General features: G+C 62.3%; 20 protein-coding genes, 1 pseudogene and 1 riboswitch. Of the genes and pseudogenes, 8 read left to right on the plus strand and 13 right to left on the minus strand.

The annotated features are described in order from the left end of the window. Positions 1-11: 11 nt before the first annotated feature. From AC245Y_RS13550 to AC245Y_RS13570, 5 genes are all read right to left on the minus strand, one after another. Entirely contained in the window at positions 12-731 is a 720-nt protein-coding gene (locus tag AC245Y_RS13550) for a cytochrome c oxidase subunit 3 (protein ID WP_017994534.1), read from the minus strand. Next, on the minus strand, positions 728-2,506 hold the full coding sequence (gene ctaD, locus AC245Y_RS13555) for a cytochrome c oxidase subunit I (protein WP_017994535.1): 1,779 nt from the start codon (positions 2,504-2,506) through the stop codon (positions 728-730). Before ctaD ends, AC245Y_RS13550 begins: the two co-directional genes overlap by 4 nt. 54 nt (positions 2,507-2,560) lie before the next feature. Next, complete coding sequence (locus AC245Y_RS13560) at positions 2,561-3,379, minus strand: cytochrome c oxidase subunit II (RefSeq protein ID WP_012758047.1); 819 nt, start codon at positions 3,377-3,379, stop codon at positions 2,561-2,563. A gap of 148 nt (positions 3,380-3,527) precedes the next feature. Next, the gene (locus AC245Y_RS13565; protein WP_017994536.1) at positions 3,528-3,917 is read right to left on the minus strand and encodes a c-type cytochrome; all 390 of its coding nucleotides are present in this window, start codon (positions 3,915-3,917) and stop codon (positions 3,528-3,530) included. Positions 3,918-4,139: 222 nt separating this feature from the next. After that, the gene (locus tag AC245Y_RS13570) at positions 4,140-5,063 is read right to left on the minus strand and encodes an MYG1 family protein (RefSeq protein ID WP_017994537.1); all 924 of its coding nucleotides are present in this window, start codon (positions 5,061-5,063) and stop codon (positions 4,140-4,142) included. 226 nt (positions 5,064-5,289) lie between these two features. Between AC245Y_RS13570 and AC245Y_RS13575 the strand changes: the two genes are divergently transcribed. Continuing rightward, positions 5,290-5,781, plus strand: a complete 492-nt coding sequence (locus tag AC245Y_RS13575; RefSeq protein ID WP_017994538.1) for an HIT family protein — start codon at positions 5,290-5,292, stop codon at positions 5,779-5,781. Between the two features lie 195 nt (positions 5,782-5,976). Here the strand turns inward: AC245Y_RS13575 and AC245Y_RS13580 are convergent, their stop codons facing one another. The 3 genes and pseudogenes from AC245Y_RS13580 to AC245Y_RS13590 all read right to left on the minus strand — a co-directional run bounded on the left by AC245Y_RS13580 (position 5,977) and on the right by AC245Y_RS13590 (position 8,790). Continuing rightward, complete coding sequence (locus tag AC245Y_RS13580; protein ID WP_017994539.1) at positions 5,977-6,741, minus strand: ABC transporter ATP-binding protein; 765 nt, start codon at positions 6,739-6,741, stop codon at positions 5,977-5,979. Continuing rightward, positions 6,738-7,778 carry a FecCD family ABC transporter permease gene (locus tag AC245Y_RS13585; RefSeq protein WP_017994540.1) on the minus strand — a complete coding sequence of 347 codons (1,041 nt, stop codon included), beginning with the start codon at positions 7,776-7,778 and terminating at the stop codon, positions 6,738-6,740. The genes AC245Y_RS13580 and AC245Y_RS13585 overlap by 4 nt, the downstream gene beginning before the upstream one ends. Next, a pseudogene (locus tag AC245Y_RS13590) lies at positions 7,775-8,790 on the minus strand (ABC transporter substrate-binding protein). Before AC245Y_RS13590 ends, AC245Y_RS13585 begins: the two are co-directional and overlap by 4 nt. Before the next feature lie 178 nt (positions 8,791-8,968). Beyond that, positions 8,969-9,224: riboswitch (cobalamin riboswitch) on the minus strand. A gap of 267 nt (positions 9,225-9,491) precedes the next feature. Here AC245Y_RS13590 and AC245Y_RS13595 point away from each other — a divergent pair. Next, the gene (locus AC245Y_RS13595; protein WP_012758054.1) at positions 9,492-9,749 is read left to right on the plus strand and encodes a type II toxin-antitoxin system Phd/YefM family antitoxin; all 258 of its coding nucleotides are present in this window, start codon (positions 9,492-9,494) and stop codon (positions 9,747-9,749) included. Continuing rightward, positions 9,746-10,129, plus strand: a complete 384-nt coding sequence (locus AC245Y_RS13600) for a type II toxin-antitoxin system VapC family toxin (protein ID WP_017994541.1) — start codon at positions 9,746-9,748, stop codon at positions 10,127-10,129. Before AC245Y_RS13595 ends, AC245Y_RS13600 begins: the two co-directional genes overlap by 4 nt. A 31-nt stretch (positions 10,130-10,160) precedes the next feature. Here the strand turns inward: AC245Y_RS13600 and blh are convergent, their stop codons facing one another. Both blh and AC245Y_RS13610 read right to left on the minus strand, forming a co-directional pair. Beyond that, positions 10,161-11,441, minus strand: a complete 1,281-nt coding sequence (gene blh, locus AC245Y_RS13605; protein WP_026157409.1) for a bifunctional sulfur transferase/dioxygenase Blh — start codon at positions 11,439-11,441, stop codon at positions 10,161-10,163. A gap of 182 nt (positions 11,442-11,623) precedes the next feature. Continuing rightward, positions 11,624-11,992 carry a DsrE family protein gene (locus tag AC245Y_RS13610; RefSeq protein WP_017994543.1) on the minus strand — a complete coding sequence of 123 codons (369 nt, stop codon included), beginning with the start codon at positions 11,990-11,992 and terminating at the stop codon, positions 11,624-11,626. Between the two features lie 68 nt (positions 11,993-12,060). Here AC245Y_RS13610 and AC245Y_RS13615 point away from each other — a divergent pair, with 68 nt between their 5' ends. From AC245Y_RS13615 to AC245Y_RS13625, 3 genes are all read left to right on the plus strand, one after another. After that, the gene (locus AC245Y_RS13615) at positions 12,061-13,056 is read left to right on the plus strand and encodes an AraC family transcriptional regulator (protein ID WP_017994544.1); all 996 of its coding nucleotides are present in this window, start codon (positions 12,061-12,063) and stop codon (positions 13,054-13,056) included. Between the two features lie 125 nt (positions 13,057-13,181). Beyond that, a complete protein-coding gene (locus AC245Y_RS13620; protein WP_017994545.1) occupies positions 13,182-14,651 on the plus strand; it encodes a sensor histidine kinase in 1,470 nt (489 codons plus the stop codon). Between the two features lies 1 nt (position 14,652). Then, positions 14,653-14,997 carry a response regulator gene (locus tag AC245Y_RS13625; RefSeq protein WP_012758060.1) on the plus strand — a complete coding sequence of 115 codons (345 nt, stop codon included), beginning with the start codon at positions 14,653-14,655 and terminating at the stop codon, positions 14,995-14,997. Positions 14,998-15,101: 104 nt separating this feature from the next. Here the strand turns inward: AC245Y_RS13625 and AC245Y_RS13630 are convergent, their stop codons facing one another. Together AC245Y_RS13630 and AC245Y_RS13635 are read right to left on the minus strand one after the other, a co-directional pair. After that, on the minus strand, positions 15,102-15,584 hold the full coding sequence (locus AC245Y_RS13630) for a cupin domain-containing protein (RefSeq protein ID WP_050563526.1): 483 nt from the start codon (positions 15,582-15,584) through the stop codon (positions 15,102-15,104). A 45-nt stretch (positions 15,585-15,629) separates the two neighbouring features. Further along, the gene (locus tag AC245Y_RS13635) at positions 15,630-16,010 is read right to left on the minus strand and encodes a VOC family protein (protein ID WP_017994547.1); all 381 of its coding nucleotides are present in this window, start codon (positions 16,008-16,010) and stop codon (positions 15,630-15,632) included. Positions 16,011-16,371: 361 nt separating this feature from the next. Here AC245Y_RS13635 and AC245Y_RS13640 point away from each other — a divergent pair, with 361 nt between their 5' ends. Then, a complete protein-coding gene (locus AC245Y_RS13640) occupies positions 16,372-16,908 on the plus strand; it encodes an ATP-binding protein (protein WP_012758063.1) in 537 nt (178 codons plus the stop codon). Between the two features lie 180 nt (positions 16,909-17,088). Further along, positions 17,089-18,075 carry an aldo/keto reductase gene (locus AC245Y_RS13645; protein WP_012758064.1) on the plus strand — a complete coding sequence of 329 codons (987 nt, stop codon included), beginning with the start codon at positions 17,089-17,091 and terminating at the stop codon, positions 18,073-18,075. Between the two features lie 361 nt (positions 18,076-18,436). Here AC245Y_RS13645 and AC245Y_RS13650 read toward each other — a convergent pair whose 3' ends face one another. Next, on the minus strand, positions 18,437-18,850 hold the full coding sequence (locus tag AC245Y_RS13650) for a hypothetical protein (protein ID WP_017994548.1): 414 nt from the start codon (positions 18,848-18,850) through the stop codon (positions 18,437-18,439). Positions 18,851-18,897 lie beyond the last annotated feature (47 nt).

Here is an 18,897-nt window from a genome sequence, read left to right on the forward strand (position 1 = left end):
CTGCAAACCCCTTAGTTCAGTAGTGTGCGGCAGAGATCGACGAAATCATTCGCCCAGCCGGCAAAGAGCGCGAACAGCAGCAGCCAGACGGCGAGCATGAAATGCGAATAGATGGCGGAAAGATCGATGCTGAGGCGCAGCCTCTCCGGCGCAACGTCGGTTGAAAATGCCCTGACCGTCGTGTGCGCGAGCACGGCAAGCCCGCCGAGAATATGCAGGCCGTGCAGGCCGGTCAGCATATAGAAGAAGCTGTTGGAAGGGTTATCGGCCAGCACGTAGCCTGCTGACACCAGCTCCCGCCACGCCTGGACCTGTCCGACGAGAAAAGAGACGGCAAGGACAAACGCGGCGGCAAGCGCTGGCCGCAGGTTTTCCATGCGGCCCTGCCCCGCTTCTCGTTTGGCCCATTGCAGCGCCGCGCTGCTCAAGGCGAGTGCTGCAGTGTTCACCCACAGCAGCCGGGGAACCGGCATTGCCCACCAGTCGGTCGACGCCATGCGCATGAAATAGGCGCTGACGGCAAGACTGAAGACGGCGCCGACGACACCGAGAAACACGAAAAGGCCGATTTTCACCGCCGGCGCGGGCGACTGTTGCCGGTCGACGCCGTCATGAGCCGGCAGCTGTACTGACCCGGTTTCCAGCCAGGGCTTCGAGGTCAGCCGCTGCCCTGCCAGCCACCAGATGATGATGGCGCCGATGGCGGCAAGGAAGACCAGGATGACGTTCATGCGTGGACCTCCCGGGTTACGCCGCCGCCTGACGGCACATTCTGCGGAATGAAATCCTCGGCCGCCCCCGGCACGCTGTAATCATAGGCCCAGCGGTAGACGATAGGCAGATCCTTGCCCCAGTTGCCGTGCGCCGGCGGCGTCTGCGGCGTCTGCCATTCGAGCGTGGTTGCCCGCCATGGATTGCCGCCCGACTCCCTGCCCCGGAAAAGACTCCAGATCAGATTGAACAGGAAGACCATCTGTCCGGCCCCGACGATCAGCGCCATGACGGTGATGAAGATATTCAGCGTATGGGCCGAAGGCGGAACGAAGGCCGTCTCTCCCATCTCGAAGTAGCGGCGCGGCACGCCGAGCAGGCCGAGATAGTGCATCGGAAAGAAGATCGCATAGGTGCCGAGGAAGGTGATCCAGAAGTGGATATGGCCGAGCACGTCGTTCAGCATGCGTCCCGTCACCTTCGGATACCAGTGATAGATCGCCCCGAAGATGACGAGGATCGGCGCCACTCCCATGACCATATGGAAATGCGCGACGACGAACATCGTGTCCGACAGCGGCACGTCGACGACGACGTTGCCGAGGAACAGGCCCGTCAACCCGCCATTGACAAAGGTGACGATGAAGGCGAGCGCAAAGAGCATGGGCAGTGTCAGGTGGATGTCGCCGCGCCACAGCGTCAGCACCCAGTTGTAGACCTTGATCGCCGTCGGGACGGCGATGATCAGCGTCGTGGTGGCGAAGAAGAAGCCGAAGGCCGGGTTCATGCCGCTGACATACATGTGGTGCGCCCAGACGACGAAGCTGAGCGCGCCGATGATGACGATTGCCCAGACCATCATGCGGTAGCCGAAGATGTTCTTGCGCGCATGCGTGCTGATCAGATCCGAAACGATGCCGAAGGCAGGCAGCGCGACGATATAGACCTCCGGATGGCCGAAGAACCAGAAGAGGTGCTGGAAGAGGATCGGGCTGCCGCCGCCGTGCTGCAGCTGCGTGCCCATTTCGACGATGGCGGGCATGAAGAAGCTGGTGCCGAGCAGGCGATCGAACATCATCATGACGCAGGCGACGAAGAGGGCGGGAAAGGCGAGCAGTGCCATCACGGTGGCGGTGAAGATGCCCCAGACGGTGAGCGGCATGCGCATCAGCGTCATTCCGCGCGCCCGCCCCTGCAGCACGGTCACCACATAGTTCAGCCCGCCCATGGTGAAGCCGATGATGAAGACGATCAGCGACGAAAGCATCAGCAGGATGCCCCAGTCCTTGCCGCCTGGTGTGCCTGACAGAACCGATTGCGGCGGATAAAGCGTCCAGCCCGCCCCCGTCGGGCCGCCGGGGGCGAAGAAGCCCGCAGCGAGGATCAGCACCGCGAGCAGATAAATCCAGTAGCTCAGCATGTTGGCGTAGGGAAACACCATATCGCGCGCGCCGACCATCAGCGGAATGAGGTAATTGCCGAAGCCGCCGAGGAAGAGCGCGGTCAGTAGATAGATCACCATGATCATGCCGTGCATGGTGATGAACTGGTAATAGTGATCGGCATCGATGAAGGCGAAATAGCCGGGAAAGGCGAGCTGAATCCGCATCAGCCAGGAGAGCACCAGCGCCACCAGGCCGATTGCGATCGCCGTCAGCGAATATTGCACGGCGATGATCTTGGCATCCTGGCTGAACACATATTTGGTCCACCAGCTGTGTGGATGATAAAGCTCGACATCCTCGACTTCGGCAGAGGGGATGGCGCCTGCGCTGTCGGATGGAATCTCGACCATGATCTCTCTTCCCTTCCCGCCGGTCCTTGAACCGGCACGCGGCCTCCGGCCGGTTCAGTTTGCCGGCGGTAGCTCTCCCGATGACGCCGTCAACTGGGTGAATGTCTGCTGCTGCCCGAGCCAGGTCTGGTAGTCCGCATCCTCGTCAACGACGACGGTGCCGCGCATTTGCGGATGGCCGACGCCGCAGAGTTCGGCGCAGAGAATCTCGAAGGTCCCTGTCCGCGTCGGCGTGAACCAGAAATAGGTGATCATGCCGGGGATCATGTCCATCTTGGCGCGGAATTCCGGCACGTAGAAATCGTGGAGCACATCGACCGAGCGCAGCAATATGTGCACCGGCTTGCCGATCGGCAGATGCAGCTCGCCGCCCTCGATGATGACGTCGTCGAGGCCGCTTGCGTCGTTTTTATCAAGGCCGAGCGGGTTTTCGGGGGTGACGTCGCGCGTCTCGGCGCGGCCGAGCTTTCCGTCGGCTCCGGGCAGTCGGAAGCTCCACAGCCATTGCTGGCTGACGACCTCGACCGACGCGGCATCGGCAGGCACCGTGATGAACTGGTTCCAGACGATCAGGCCGGGCGCCAGCATCGCCGCAACGCCGACCGCCGTTCCCCCTCCCAGCAGCAATTCCAGCCTGCGGTTCTCAGGCTCGTAATGCGCCTTGTTGCCCGGCTTGTGCCGGAAGCGGAACACGCAGTAGGCCATGAACAAAACCACCGCCACGAAGACGACGCCGGTGATCCAGAAGGTGATGACGAGGGTGCTGTCGATATAGGTCCAGTTGGACGCGATCGGCGTCCACCACCACGGGCTCAGCACATGGAACAGCACGGAGCCGACGACAATCAGGACGAGGATCAGCACGACAGCCATGTCCGCTCCTCCTCGAGCAGGTCGACCCGTGAAACCGCATTCCGCAAAAAAGTCCGTGTTTATTATCGCACAGATAGAAAATATCGGCAATTACGGCAATTTAGGCATGCGCCACCGATCAAAGGCCTGCCATTTGGAGTATTGCCAGTCACTGGGAATATTGCTTGAGATAGGCGATGAGATCGGTGATCTCCTGGTCGTCCTTCACGCCGACGAAGGCCATCTTCGTGCCCTTCACCTTCGCCTTCGGATTGTGCAGATAATCGCGCAGCACCGTCTCGTCCCAGACGAGACCACCCTCGCCGGCCGCCTTCATCCCGGCCGAGTAGGCGAAATTAGGATGCGTTCCGGCCTTCCGGCCGAACAGCCCGTTCAGCGACGGGCCGACCTTGTTCGTATCGGAATCGGCGACATGACAGGTCGCGCATTTCTTGAAAACAGTGGCACCCACCGTCGCATCGCCCTCCTGCGCTCCGGCGTTACCAGAGGAAAGAGCAATGACGGATGTGGCGATCAGCAGAACAATACGGTAATCCATGGCAAACCTCATCCTCCTCAAGGTTGCCAGCCACTTGCACCCTCCGCAATCTCTCGCGTGGGAGTAGTGGTTGTTATGGGATGAAGCTTAGTCCTTCGCGGCAGCAAGTCAATCGGCTCCAAAATTGGGGCCAGTTGAACGCCATCTGATGTCCGGTGGCCTAGGGATAACCGCCTTGATATCGAAAATCCGGCCAGCTATCCTCGGCTGCCGCCATTTGACCTACCCCCGGATCGAAAGCGCCTCTTTTACCGCCAGCTCGGCCATGGCAAGCGCCGCCTCGCGGGTCCCGGCTGCGGCGATGAAGCGGCCGTTGTGGCAGAAGCTCGCGCCCTCTATGCCGCAAACCGCCTCCAGTGCGCCATTGGTGAGCCCGGCCCAGGCCCCCGGCAGGTCTGCCCTGAGTTCGAACCCCTCCTCGCCGCGGCGAATGCCGGTCACGCACCAGTCCTTTTCGCGCGGGTGAACGACGAACAGCAGGTGATCGGCGCCCGCCTTGAGGATGGCGGGACGGAAGGGCATGCCCCTCGGCAATTCCAGAACACGCCCCTGCCCCGCAGCCTCGATTGCCCGATGCACGATCGCCTCGGCCCGCAATTTCGCGGCACTCTGGGCGATCCTGGCCTCGACGAAACTGCGGGCAATGGCGAGGGCCGCGTGGAAGGCGCGGTTATCGGCCTCGGGGTCCGCTTCGTCGAAAACTGGTTTCAGGGTTTCCAGCAGCGCCGGCAGCGTCAGCCCGGCCAACGGCCCCGAGGGGCTGAGCGCGCCATTATCAGTCAGATCGACCGGCAGCACGAAGCTGGCGTCGAAAGAGCCATGCAGCGTCTCGATATGCGCTTCGGGAAGCCCGAAGGCTATGAGATAATCACGGCCGTAATGCTTCCAGATCAGGCCGAACGAGCTGTAGGGCTGGCCATCATCGCGCAACGGCGCGCCGCGTTGATGGTGATCGAATATCCCGACAGTAGGATTATAGGCTCCGCCGACATCATAAATGATCCGGTCTTCGCCCGGCGTGATCCACTCCGGCGCCCGGCTGCGGACGATACGCGCCTGCGGGAAAAGCCGGGTCACGATGACGCTCGACAGCAATTCGTCGGCATGAAAGCCACCGGAATGGGTGACGAGGAAATCGGGGATCATGGGAGTTATGCGCCTTGTCGTTCGCGGAGAGTCCGCTTGCAGGTCGGCACCAAATAACCGTTGCCGGCTGCTATCTCAACCCATACCTTAATCGGAATCGATTTAAGAATAAAATGATCCAGCAATTCAATGTGTTACAGCGCCCTTTCGCACGTCGCCAAGATACCGGCCTCTAGCTGGATTCATCGAAACCCCTGAGGGGTGCATCAGGAGTAAGAGGCAGTCCGTGGAGATCCCTCAGCACTTTCACGTTGTCGAGACGGCCGGATGGCTTGTGAACCACCGCATGAACTCCACCCTTCCCGGTTACCTCATGATCAGTTCCAAGACCGACACCAACGATCTGTCGGATCTGCCCGAAGACGCTTTGGCCGAATTCGGCCCATTGCTCGCAAGGGCTCAGAGTACGCTGAAACGGCAATTGAATGCTCAGCGCGTCTATATCGGCCGGTATGGACACACGCCCGGTTATCCGATCCATTTCCATGTGATCCCGATATATGACTGGGTGGAGGAGTTGTTTTGGAAGGACGCTCGCTATCGTCTGCTCGAGAATTTCGCAGAAGGACCGGGGGAAACAGCAACGGATGGCGCGGAACTGACGCTGTTTGTCTGGCGCGAGTTCTGCGAACGCGCAGAGCCACCGCCGATCAGAGGGCCTTCGGTCTCAGAGGCTATTGAGTTGCTGCGGGAGGCAATGCGGTTTCCGCCGCTCTAGATCTTTGAGCTCATGCATGTCGCCGAAAATGCCCGGTGGTTTTGGCAAGACGGCATGCGCCAAGAGAAGGGCCCAAGACAACGCCTGCCTCGTGAACCTGGCGATCCTATGGCCGAAAGCGAGGTCGAAGGTCTCCGACCGTCTCGACCAATAATCGCGGATTGCCTCCTTGAGATCGAAATTCCCGGCCGTCCGTCAATCCATGACGTATTGGATATGATGCCGGCCGTGCACGGCCGATTTCTGGACATGGGCGCGAACGCCGAAGACCCGGCCGATCATATCCTCCGTCAGCACTTCCTCCGGCGCGCCGGAGGCGACGACCTCGCCTTTCTGAAGCACCGCCAGCCTGTCGCAGAACATCGCCGCCAGGTTGAGATCGTGGAGCGCGACGATGCAGGTGATGCCGAGCTTCGAGATCAGCGAGAGAATGTCGAGCTGATGCTGGATATCGAGATGGTTGGTCGGCTCGTCGAGCAGCAGTTCGCTCGGCGCCTGCGCCAGCGATCTGGCAATATGGACGCGCTGGCGCTCGCCGCCCGACAGCGTCTGCCAGAGCTGGCCCGCTCTCTCCTGCATGCCCGTCCGCGACAGGGCCTCGTCGACGGCGGCATCGTCTCCTTCGCCCCAGGACGACAACAGCCCGCGATGCGGCGTGCGGCCGAGCCGCACCACGTCGCGCACGGTCAATTGCGTATCGGTCGTCGACTGCTGCTCGACGAAGGCGACGCGACGCGCAAGGGCTGCGCGCGGCAGCGATGAAATGTCGTCGTCACCCAACCTGATGATGCCGCTGCGAACCTTGCGCAGCCGGCAGATCAATCTGAGAAGGCTCGATTTGCCGGAACCGTTCGGCCCGAGCAGGCCGAGCACCTTGCCCTTTTCCACCGTAAGGCTGACGCCGTTGACGATGACAGTGTCACCGGCGGCAAAGCTCACCGCGTCGATGCTGATGCTCATGCCTTCCCCCGCACGCGATAGAGGATGACGGCAAAGGCCGGTGCGCCGAAGAGCGCGGTGACGACCCCGATCGGCAGGATCTGCTGCGGGATGATGATGCGCGAAATGATGTCGGCGCCGACCATGTAGATCGCGCCGCCGAGCGCCGTTGCCGGCAGCAGCCGCCTATGAACCGGCCCGACGAGGAAGCGGGCGGCATGGGGGATGACGAGGCCGACGAAGCCGATCGAACCCACCATGCTGACGACGCTTGCCGTCATCGCCGCCGTCATGGCGAACAGCACGATCTGGACGCGGCGTACGGCAATGCCGAGCGAGGCGGCGGCATCCGTGCCGAAGGCGAAGGCGTCGAGCGCCCGCACATGGGCCATGCAGATGACGAAGCCGGCAAGCGCGATCGGCACCGACAGATAGACATCGGGCCAGCGCACGCCGCTGAGCGAACCCAGCAGCCAGAACAGGATGCCGCGCGCCTGCTCGGCATTCGCCGATGTCGTCACGATGTAGGAGGTCAGTGCATTGAAGAGCTGCGAACCGGCGACGCCGCATAGGATGATGCGCTCACCGGTTCCCGCCGCACCCGTCGCCAGGATGCCGACCAGCAAAAAGGCAATGACCGCACCGATGAAGGCGCCGCTCGACAGGCCGAGAACACCGTAGCCGAAACCGAGGATCATCACGCAGACGGCCCCCGTCGAGGCACCGGCGGAGATGCCGAGCACGTAGGGTTCGGCCAGCGGATTGCGCAGCAGCGCCTGCAGGATCGCGCCAGAAAGCGAGAGCGATGCGCCGGCGCTGGCCGCGACGAGCGCGCGGCTCAGACGATAATCCCAGACGATGCCCTGGTGGATGCGGCTGAGCTCGAAATCCGTTCCGAACAGACGGTTCGAAACCGCCTCCGCCGTCGTCGCAAGCGGGATGGCGATCTCGCCGATCGAAACGGCAAGGCTGATCATCATCCCGAGCAGGAGAAATGCCGCAATGGTGAGCGCGGCAAGCGCCCACCATCCCTGTTGCCTGACCGACACTGCCTTCACTGCGCCAGACCGAAGGACTTGATGCCGCTCGCCAATGTCTCGATACCGTCGATCGTGCGGATCGTCGGGTTCATCGACTGCGCGTCCATCATCACGAAGTGCTTGTTTTTGACCGCGTCCAGCTCCTTGGTCACAGGATCGTTCTCGAGGAAATCGACCTTGACCTTGGGATCGTCAGCGGCGTAACGGCGGCGGTCCATGGTCGCCAGAACGATCACGGCAGGGTTCGCCTGGGCGATGGTTTCCCAGCCGACCAGCGGCCATTCCTCTTCCGTCGTGACGACGTTCTTCGCGCCAATCGTCTTCAGAATATAGGCGGGCGCGCTGTTCTTGCCGGCGATGAAGGCGTCGCCATTGACCTCCTTGCGGAGAACCAGAAGGCGACGGGCAGGTTCTTGCCCGAAGCGCCTGATATCGAAGCGACGGCATCCGCCTCGCGCTTCTTCAGCTCCGAAATCAGCGCATCGCCGCGCTCCTTCACATCGAAAATCTCCGAGAGCTCGGTAATTTCCCGGTAGATCAGGTCCATCGTAAACAGCTCCTTGCGCACGCCGTCGCCGCCATCGGTGTTGACCTTGGCGACGCAATCGGCCGGCGCGAGATAGGTATTGATCCCGAGATCCTTGAACTGCTCCCGCTTGCCGACCGAGCCCTGTGCGCCGACATGCCATTCGAACTCGGCCGTCACCAGGTCGGGCTCCTGCCCGACGACAGATTCGAAGCTCGGATCATTGTCGGCGAGCCGTTTTATCTTGCTGTTGGCCTCGGCATATTGCGGCAGGACGGGACCGACCCAGACGGCCGTTCCGGCGATCTTGTCGGCAAGGCCGAGCGAGAAGAGCACTTCGGTCATGCCCTGACCGATCGAAACCACTTTGGATGGCGCCTTTTCGAAGGTCACCTGCTGGCCGCAATTGGTGATGGTCAAGGGATATCGGGTCGCGGCAAGGCTTGGTGCCGCAAGGCCGGCGAGCCCGAAGGCGAATGTCATGGTGGCGAGAATCTGGCGCATGGAAAACCTCGATGAAGGGAAAAATCACGGCCGTTCCGCGCATATGCGCGGACCGAAAGCACGCTTAGGCGCGCACTAGCCGCAGGAGGCCCAATCGAGACGGATGCATGCCGGAATTCGGCGAAGGTTCAGCAGGTCAATCATATCTGTTCCTTGTCCGGGCATCCCCGCCCGGTTGATTGGATCGTGATTGACGGCAGGTCTCCTGGCTTGCGGATATCCGTCGTTTCATCCTCCTTCCCGCGATATCTCGCAGTGGCAGGGCTATGAGCCCTTCAGAGATGGCCAGTCGCTGGCCACTCCTGAGATGATCGACAATCCGCTTACAGTTGCGGGGGCAGCCACGGTCTCGGTCCCTACTGGGTCGTCCTCACCGTGTTCCCTATTAATCCCCTTGGAGTCATCTTCAGGGAACCGTCGCACCCAGTTACGTCGCCTGCACGCGCGCCGTCAATGCATATTCCGAAGGCGCCATGCCGCCAGCGGATAAATATATCGCGCACATAGCTTCACGCCGCCGTTCGGTGCACGAACTGCCGGTCGCGGTCAGTCTCGGATATGACCCCGGAAAGCGCCTCCTTGCGACAGGTACAGTCCCCGCGCCATTCTTGACCTTCGAAAATTACCCATTGATACGGTCCAGTGAATGGTCTAATTTTCTGGAGGAAACCAGGCTGCACTGGTCCTGGGGAGTGCGAACGATGCGAGTGTCTGTGACGGATGCCAAGGGGCAATTGACCGAGTTGGTCCGGCGTGCCGAGGCGGGTGACGAGGTCATCCTCACCCGGCACGGTCATGCTGCCGTGAAACTGGTTCCGGTGAGGGCAGCGCCCGATCGGAAATCCCGCCGGACGCTGATGGAAGCGGTGCGGGCCTCCGCCATAGCCAAAGCCGCCGACGGGCCGCCGGCCGCACGCAGCCAGGATTTCCTCTACGCCGACGACGGCCTGCCCGAATGATCGCCGTCGACACATCCGCCCTGATGGCGATCGTGCTTGGCGAACCACAAGCCGATGCCCTGATTGCCGCCCTCGAAGCCGAAGACGATCTCCTGATCTCCGCCGGCACGGTCGCCGAAGCCTTGATCGTCTCGGCCCGTCGCAACGTCGGCGATGAAATGGAACAACTGATCGACGGCCTCGGCTTCGAAATCGTGGCCGTCACCCCCGCCTCCGCCCGCCGCATCGCCGAAGCCTACCGCACCTGGGGCAAAGGCGCCCATCCTGCAAGTCTGAACTTCGGCGACTGCTTCGCCTACGAGGTGGCTAGGGAACATGGGTGCCGGCTGCTATTTGTGGGGGATGATTTCGTTAGGACCGATATAGAAAACGCGCTGTGAACGATGCGGCGATTGCCAGCGCCGGCCGGCCCTACAATGCATCCAGCGGTATCTTCAGATACCGCCTGCCATTCCCCTCCGGCTCGGGCAGCCGCCCGCCGCGGATATTCACCTGCAGCGCGTGCAGCATCAGCTTGGGCTTGGGCAGCGTGCGATCGCGCGCCTGGCGCAGCGCCACGAAGCCGGCCTCGTCGATGCCTGCAATATGCGGATTGGCGCGCTTCTGTGCCTCCACCGTGCTTTCCCAGCGCGGGTGCCGGCCGCCGGGCTGGTAATCGTGGCCGGAAAAGAGACGGGTCTCCTCGGGCAGCGACAGGATGGCCTGGATCGAGTGCCAGAGGGCGGCAGCGCTGCCGCCCGGGAAATCCGTGCGCGCCGTGCCGGAATCCGGCGTGAACACCGTGTCGTGCACAAAGGCGGCGTCACCGATCACATAGGTGATCGAGGCGAGTGTGTGCCCGGGCGAAAAAATCACGCGGGCTTTAAGCGCACCGATCTCGAACGTGTCGCCATCGGCAAACAGCCGGTCCCATTGCGAGCCGTCGGTCGCGAGCCCCGGCCAGTTGTAGATCTCCTTCCAGAGCGTCTGCACGTCGATGACATGGGCGCCGATCGCCGTCGGCGCGCCGGTCTTCTCATGCAGATAATGCGCGGCGGAGAAATGATCGGCATGCGGATGCGTGTCGAGGATCCACTCGACCGTCAGCCCTTCGCTTTCGATATGAGCGAGGATGGCATCTGCATTGGCCGTTCCCGTCGCCCCCGACATCTCGTCGAAATCGAGCACCGGGTCGATGATGGCGCAGCGTTTCGTTGCCGGGTCGGAAACGACATATTGCACACTGCAGGTGCGGGGCTCGAAGAAGGCCTTCACATCAGCCACCTGCCCTGACCGCTTTTCCAGCCAGCGTCGCGCGCCGGCAAGATCAAAACCGAGGTTTTGACCGAAGGCCTCGACATCTCCGGGCTTCATCCGCCCGTCGAGCACCTCGCCCAGCGCATAAAGCGTCAACGCCCGCGTGCCGCTCTTGCAATGGGCGACGACCGGTCCCTTGGCTTCGGCCATCGCCGTCTGGAAGGCGCGGATATCGGCCTCGGTGATTTCGGTCCCCTTCACCGGCACGAAGCTGTAGGCGAGCCCGGCGGCAGCGGCGGAAGCCTTTTCCGCCGTATTGCCCGGCTGCCCCGGCTCCTCGCCATCCGGTCGGGCATTGATGGCGGCGACAAAACCATCAGCCGCGAAGGCGGCAAAACCTGCGGCGTCGGGCTGCCCCGCCACCGATATCAGCTCATTGACCCTCACGGATGTCATCGAAGCCCCCGCGCTGCCCGCACCAGGCATTGTCGCACGTATATCGATACAATCTCACAAGTATATTGCCGAACGCAAGAATAGGCGCTTGGTATTCCTCCGTGCCTGTCGCCGGCCTGAAAAGCCTGAGGACGCCAGCGGGAGACGCCGCCCAAACTCCCCCTCGGCCGAGCCGTGTACCGTCAAAACGACAGCGTTGCCGCACCTTCCTTGATCTCGGCATGCATGGCGCTGGCGCCGACGATGACGATCCCGTCGAGTAAGTCTTCCTGCGTATAACCGCGCGAGGTCACGCAGGGCGGGCAAGCCCAGATCGTGCCGCCGCGCTGCTGGAAATTCTCGATCAGGCTCGACAGCGGATCGAGCGGTGGCACATGCGTCATCCGCTGCCCGCCCTTGCGCACCAGGTCGATCCCAGTGCTGGTGAGGAACACCGAGACCTTCAGCCCGGCGGTGATACCGCCATTGGCAATGGTGAAGGCAACGGAGGACAGTTCAGATTCGATGCCCTTGGTCACGAGCACCACCAGTTTGTCGCTTTGAGTTTGCATAGTATTCTCCTTCAGTGGTTTGAACGCACTGATGATAGGAGGACGCGCGGCGCGCGTATTTGGCCGGAATGCGTGAAGCCTTGTCTGAAAATCCAGACGCTGCGGGTGTGGCGCGCGACGACGTGCTATCGGCGCTGCTATCGACGATCCGCCTTTCCGGATCGCTGCAGTTCTGCTTCATGCCGACGGGCGACTGGCAGACCGATGCCACGCCGTCGCTGGCAGGCCTTTCGGCCAAGGCCTCGGGCACGATGCCGTTTCACATCGTTGTGGAGGGCCGCTGCTGGCTGAAGACGGAAGGCGAAGAGACCGAGCTGGAGGCCGGCGACGTACTGGTCTTCCCCTTCGGCACCGGCCATCAGCTCGGCGCAGGCAGAGACGGCATGCTGGTGCTGCCGACCCGCGATCTGCCGCAGAAGCCATGGCGTGAGATTCCCGTGCTGCGTTACGGCGACGAGACACAAGGGGTGCGCCTGCTCTGCGGCTATCTGCAGTGGGACGGGCTGAGCTTCCCACCGCTTCGGCAGGCCCTGCCCAGACTGATCCATGTCAGGACGCGGGCCGCCAATGACGGTGACTGGCTGCGCGCCACCATCCGCCAGATGGTCGAGGAGGTCGACAGGCCGCGTGCCGGTGGCGTCTCGATGCTACCGCGGCTGACGGAAATCATCTTCATCGAAATTCTGCGCCACCAGATCATGATGGCAGAGCCAAGCTCGGTCGGCTGGCTGGCAGCCCTCGCCGATCCGGCGCTGTCGCGCTGCCTCTCCCTCATCCACGACGACCCCAAATGCGACTGGTCGCTGGAGCAACTGGCTGCGGCATCGGGAATGTCGCGCAGCGCGCTGGCCGAACGCTTCCAGGCGATGCTTTCGACATCGCCGATCCGCTATGTCAGGGACTGGCGGCTTTATCTCGCAAGCGTAGCGCTCGCCACCTCAGGCCAGCCGATCGCGGCGATCGCCTATGAAGCCGGCTATGCCACCGAAGCCGCCTTCAACCGCGCTTTCTCCCGCGCCTTCGCCACCCCACCAGCCGCCTGGCGGGCGACGGCGCAGGCGTAGAGGGTGATCGGCTCAATAAGCGCCAATGCTCAAGAGAGGTTGGCAGGAAGAAGCCGCGACACTCATGGGTGGAAAGAATCAAAGGATGCGCTAATTAGATCCACCATCAAAATCTGGAGCGCGCCTTGGATTCCCAATCCCCTCAGCCACTCACAGCTCGCTTTCCTGTCGGTGGCGGGGAAATTGGCCGACTGATCCAGACCCGCGACTGGAGCAAGACGCCGCTCGGTCCTCTCGAACTCTGGCCGCAAAGCCTGAAGACGGCCACCAACATGCTCCTGCTTTCACCCGTGCCGATCGTTCTTCTCTGGGGCGAAGATGGCGTGATGATCTACAACGACGCCTATTCCGTCTTCGCGGGCAGCCGCCATCCGGATCTTCTCGGTTCCAAGGTCCGTGAGGGCTGGAGCGAAATTGCCGATTTCAACGACAATGTGATGAAAGTCGGACTGGCGGGGAAAACGCTCGCCTACGAGAACCAGGAGCTGACGCTCTTGCGCCACGGCAGCCCGGCTCCCGTCTGGATGAACCTCGACTATTCGCCCGTCCTCGACGAAAGCGGCAAACCCGCCGGCGTCATCGCGATCGTCGTCGAAACGACGAAAAGCGTCCTTGCCCAGCGCCGGCTGCGCGAGAGCGAAGAGAGGTTCAGGGCGTTCACGACCGCGACGACCGACATCGTCTACCGTATGAGCGCCGACTGGCAGGAGATGCAGCAGCTCGACGGACGCAACGTTCTCGCCGACACGGCCAATCCGACTGTCGCGTGGCAGGAGGTCTATTTGTTTCCCGAGGACATTCCGGCGATCCAGGCGGTGATCGACGAGGCCATATCAAGCAAGGGTGTTTTCGAATGCGAGCATCGCGTCCGCCGCGCCGACGGCAGCACCGGGTGGGTGCTGTCACGGGCTGTTCCACTCTTGAACGACCCAGGCGCCATTGTCGAATGGTTTGGGGCCGCGACCGATATCACCGAGCGGCGACGCAAGCAGCAACAGCTGGAACTTGTCGTTCATGAACTCAACCATCGCGTTAAGAACAATCTGGCGATGGTGCAGGCTTTCGCATTCCGCACCTTCCGGGATGCCGAAGACATCCCTCGTGCCCTGGACAGTTTCACGGCGCGGCTGGTGTCGCTCGGCCGTGCCAATGATCTGTTAACAGGCGAATTGTGGAGCAGTGCCTCCTTGAAACAGACACTCGACCAAGCGACCGTTCCGCATCGGCCGGACGGCGGGCGGTGGGAGTTGACCGGAGACGAAATCCGGGTCTCCGCAAAGACGGCGCTGGCGCTGACCATGGCCTTTCACGAACTCGGCACGAATGCCGTCCGCCATGGCGCATGGTCGAATGATGGCGGCGCCGTCAGCGTCAAATGTTCCCTCCAAATCATCGACGGAAAGCAACGCTACCGCATAGACTGGAACGAACATGGCGGACCGCCTGTCGAACAACCTAAGCGGAAGGGCTTCGGCACGGTCCTCATACAGCGTGGCCTTGCCGCGGAGACGGGAGGCAATGTGGAGATTTCGTTTGCCGAAAGGGGTTTTTCCTTCAGCCTCGACGCTCCGGCAGACCGTCTTCGGAACGAATGACATGGCCAAGCGTGTTCTTGTCGTCGAAGATGAAATGACCATCGCCATGATGATCGAGGATATGCTCGTGGACCTCGGTCACGAGGTCGTCGCGACAGCCGCGCGTTTGCCCTCGGCGCTGGAGGTTGCGGCCGATGGAAATCTTGATTTCGTCATTCTCGATGTGAACCTGGCCGGGCATCAGTCATTCCCGGTGGCGGCAGTCCTTCAGCAGCGCGGTATCCCGTTTGCCTTCGCAACCGGATATGGGCCAGCGGGTATCGATCCCGCCTTTGCCGGCCGGCCAGTGTTGACCAAGCCGTTCACAACTGCCGACCTTGCCGCTGTCATCGAAAGTGTCGGCTGAGACCCAAGAGGGCCGACGCCCAAGTCCAAGAGCCGCCCCAATGAGACGTGTTGTGGCGGGCGATGGCGCAGGGCTGAGGATCCGATCGACACCCTGATGGACGATCAGCGCGGTTGCGGGCCTGTCAATCCGAGGGCCAGCGTGATGTCGTTGATGATCCCCAGTCGCGCTTCGATCACCGCGATTTTCTCAGGTGTATCGGCACCAAAAGCCTCGATATCGATGAACATTTGCTCGCAGCCGCCTGGCGTGACCGTGCCGAACATCTGGCCGGGTTCCTCGCCTATGTTTCGCCAGCTGTGCGGTACATGTGGCGGCAGAACGACGACGGTTCCCACGGGCGCGTCGAACGCCTCGTCGCCGCATTGGAATCGATAGAGACCGCGGATGACCCGAAAGACTTCGATCTCCCGCGTATGCGTGTGCGGGGCCGGACCATGACCGTGCGGCGTGAAGGTTTCCCACATCCCGAACGCGCCGCCGGTCTCGGCGGCTGTGGCATGGATGACGATCCTCGCGCCGAAGGGCGTCTTCGCCACGCGCTCCTTGCCGGGCAAAGAGACAACGGCATTCCTGAAACTCGACATATCCACCTCCCCCTTGATTACGGGCTTTCGGCCACGCTCACGTCGTCACCCTTGCGGCGCAGGCACGTCGATCATGGCTTCGATATTGTATCCGTCGGGATCGAGAACGAAGCAGGCAAAGTATTTCTCGCTATATTGCGGCCGCGGACCGGGCCCCCCATTGTCCCCAGCGCCGGCTTCGAGCGCGGCCCGATAAAACGCCTCCACTTCCGCTCTGCTTTGGACCCGGAAGGCAACGTGCAAACGCGTCAGAGGCGGCTTGTCGTCGGTGTGCTGGATCTCGAACAGGCTGCCGCCGACGTCGAAGGCCCAGAATACACCCTCCTTTCCGAAGGAGAGGCGATAACCCAGAGGTTCGAAAGCGCGTTCATAGAACAATTTGCTCTTCTGCAGGTCACTCACTGCGATGGTGATATGATCGATCATGCCGTGCCCTCCCTATCGTTCCGCGTCCCATCATAGTTGAATCCCGGCAGCGGAAAAGCCGACAAAGCCCACCCGATACCCTGCCAACGCCGCCCGCCATGAACTCTTTCCGGCCGCTCGACATCGGCATCAATATCAGCCTAAGGTCCCGGGCGGGGATGGACGGGAGGGGATAACCGATGTCCCTCAGCTGGTCGGGCGTCAGGTCTGCCAATGCCTCCGTCTTGCGACGCTCCGCTGCCACTGCCGGAGTAGCTGCCGCTTCAGCGGCTTCTTCGGAACGAAGGGGGCATGCCGGGCTATTACCGCCCCCTTTCGGCTAATTGCGAAACGATGCTGCTTCGTGCGAAAATGCCACGCGATGGATCACACGGGCGAAGTTCTCATTCTCACCGGGCCGCCGGGCTCGGGAAAAACCACGACGGCCGAGGCGCTCGCCCGCGAGCCCGGCTCGCCGAAGGTCCATCTTCATTCCGACGATTTCTGGCATTTCATCAAGAACGGCGTGATCCCGCCCTATCTGCCGGAGGCGCATGAACAGAATATCGTTGTCGTCGACGTGTTGACGAAGGCGGCGGCAGGCTATGCCAGCGGCGGCTACTTCGTCGTCGTCGACGGCATCGTCGGGCCGTGGTTCCTGGAACCGTTCCGGAAAATCGCGGCACCCCTCCACTACGTGATTCTGCGTCCGCCGCTCGATGTCGCCATCCGGCGCTGCCGGGAGCGTGGCGGCGACGCGCTGACCGATCCCGCCCCTATTGCGGCGCTCCATCAGCAATTCTCATCACTTGGCCCGTTCGAGCAACATGTCGTCTCGACGGAGGGGCACGACAGGGAAGACACGTTGCGCAAGGTGATCGAGGCTATGCGCAGCGGCATGTTTCGCCTGGCGTCATAACGCAAGCCCCTCAGCTTTCGGCGCAAGCTGCAGACATTGCCGGGATTCTCTTACCCGATCCCGGTTCGAGCGAGTCGGGAAATTCATGAGCGGACCTCATGAGTTCATGCCGATATCTCCGGCTAATCGCCGCCGGGCTTTGCCCTATCTTGGGATCAAACCTGGGAAGGAGGACTTGAAATGATCAAGCGCAAGCTCGGCCAAAGAGGCCCTGACGTATCGGCGATCGGCTTCGGCTGCATGGGGCTGAACTATCATCGCGGGACGGCGATGGAGCGCGGTGATGCCGTCGCGCTCCTGCGGGCGGCCCACGACCGGGGTGTCACCTTCTTTGACACTGCCGAAGCCTACGGGCCGTTCACCAACGAGGAACTCGTCGGCGAGGCGCTGGCGCCGATCCGTGATGAGGTGGTGATCGCGACGAAATTCGGCTTTAGGGATGGCCGGCCGGAAGTTGGTCTGGATAGCCGGCCGGAACGCATCCGTGTGGTCGTCGAAGAAGCCCTCAAGCGGCTGCGCACCGATCGCATCGATATCTTCTACCAGCATCGGGTCGACCCGGCCGTACCGATCGAAGAGGTGGCAGGCACGGTGAAGGATCTGATCGGCGCCGGCAAAGTGCTGCATTTCGGCCTGTCAGAAGCGGGCGTCGAAGCAATCCGCCGCGCCCATGCCGTCCAGCCGATCACCGTGTTGCAAAGCGAATATTCGCTGTGGTGGCGCAACCCGGAACAGGAAATCCTGCCCGTCGTCGAAGAGCTCGGCATTGGCTTCGTGCCCTATAGCCCGCTCGGCCGCGGCTTCCTCACCGGCAAGATGGACGAGAACACCAGTTTCGAAGGCGGCAACGACCACCGCAAGACCAATCCGCGCCTCTCGGCCGAAAACCGCAAGGCAAACCAGCCGGTGGTCGATGCGATCGAGGTCATCGCCGCTCGCAGAAACGCGACCGCGGCCCAGATCGCCATTGCTTGGCTGATGGCCCGCAAGCCTTGGATCGTCCCCATTCCCGGCACCACCAAGCTGCACCGGCTGGAAGAGAATATCGCTGCCGCCGACATCACCTTCACATCGGAGGAACTGGCCGAGATCGACGCGGTCTTCTCAGGCATCGAGATCCACGGCGACCGCTACTCCGCAACATCGGCAGCCCGCGTCACGCGGTGAGCCGACGACACTGATCGTTCGATGCGACAGCACGAACGTTCTTGTCTGGTGCGCCGGCGTTGGATGGATGCAAGGAGCAGCGTTGCGGCGTGTCCTTCGAGGCTCCGCCCTATGGGCTGCGCGCCTCAGGATGAGGGCCGTTGGAGGCTGCCGCATACCCAACAACAGGCGTGAGTGGACGCGGCAACCCCTCTTCCGTCATGCTCGGGCTTGTCCCGAGCATCTGCAATCGGTGCAGCAGAGCCTCGGCACAAGGCTGACATGACGGAGAGCGAGGCGGCGTTCGCGCCAAACTGAAACCGCCCGCGAGAAAACGCGGGCGGCGGCATCATCGTGTGGCATCCGCCTCGAGCGCAGATGATCAGTCCTGGCCCTGCAGGCGGTCCATCACTTGCAGCAACAGATCGGCGCAGACCTTCATCGGTTCGTCCTCGGCGCACTTCAGGTCGATCCGGGTGTTCCCATCCTCGATCCGGAAATGCGCTGCCTTGGACGGCGGCGGCGGCGGGCGATGACCACGGAAACCACGGAAGCCCATGTCGCCTCTCCGACCATGCCAGCGGTATTCGGGGCGATCTCCCGGCCGCGCATCCGGCCGGTCCGTCATCTGCTCATCGTCGTCAGAGGCAGACGGGTTCGGTGGCGGAGGCGGCGGTGACGCCGGATCGCCCGCCACGGGCGGAGTGCCGGCGGTTGGCGGAGCGGGCGGCTGTTGGGCGAAGGCGGTGCCGGCGAGTGCGGCAAGGGCAAGGCCTGATAGAAGAAGTCGTTGCATGGAAGCGTTCCTTTCGGAGTTGTGAGGCGTGTCTGTAAACACCGCAG

The organism is Rhizobium sp. SRDI943 (assembly GCF_057653695.1).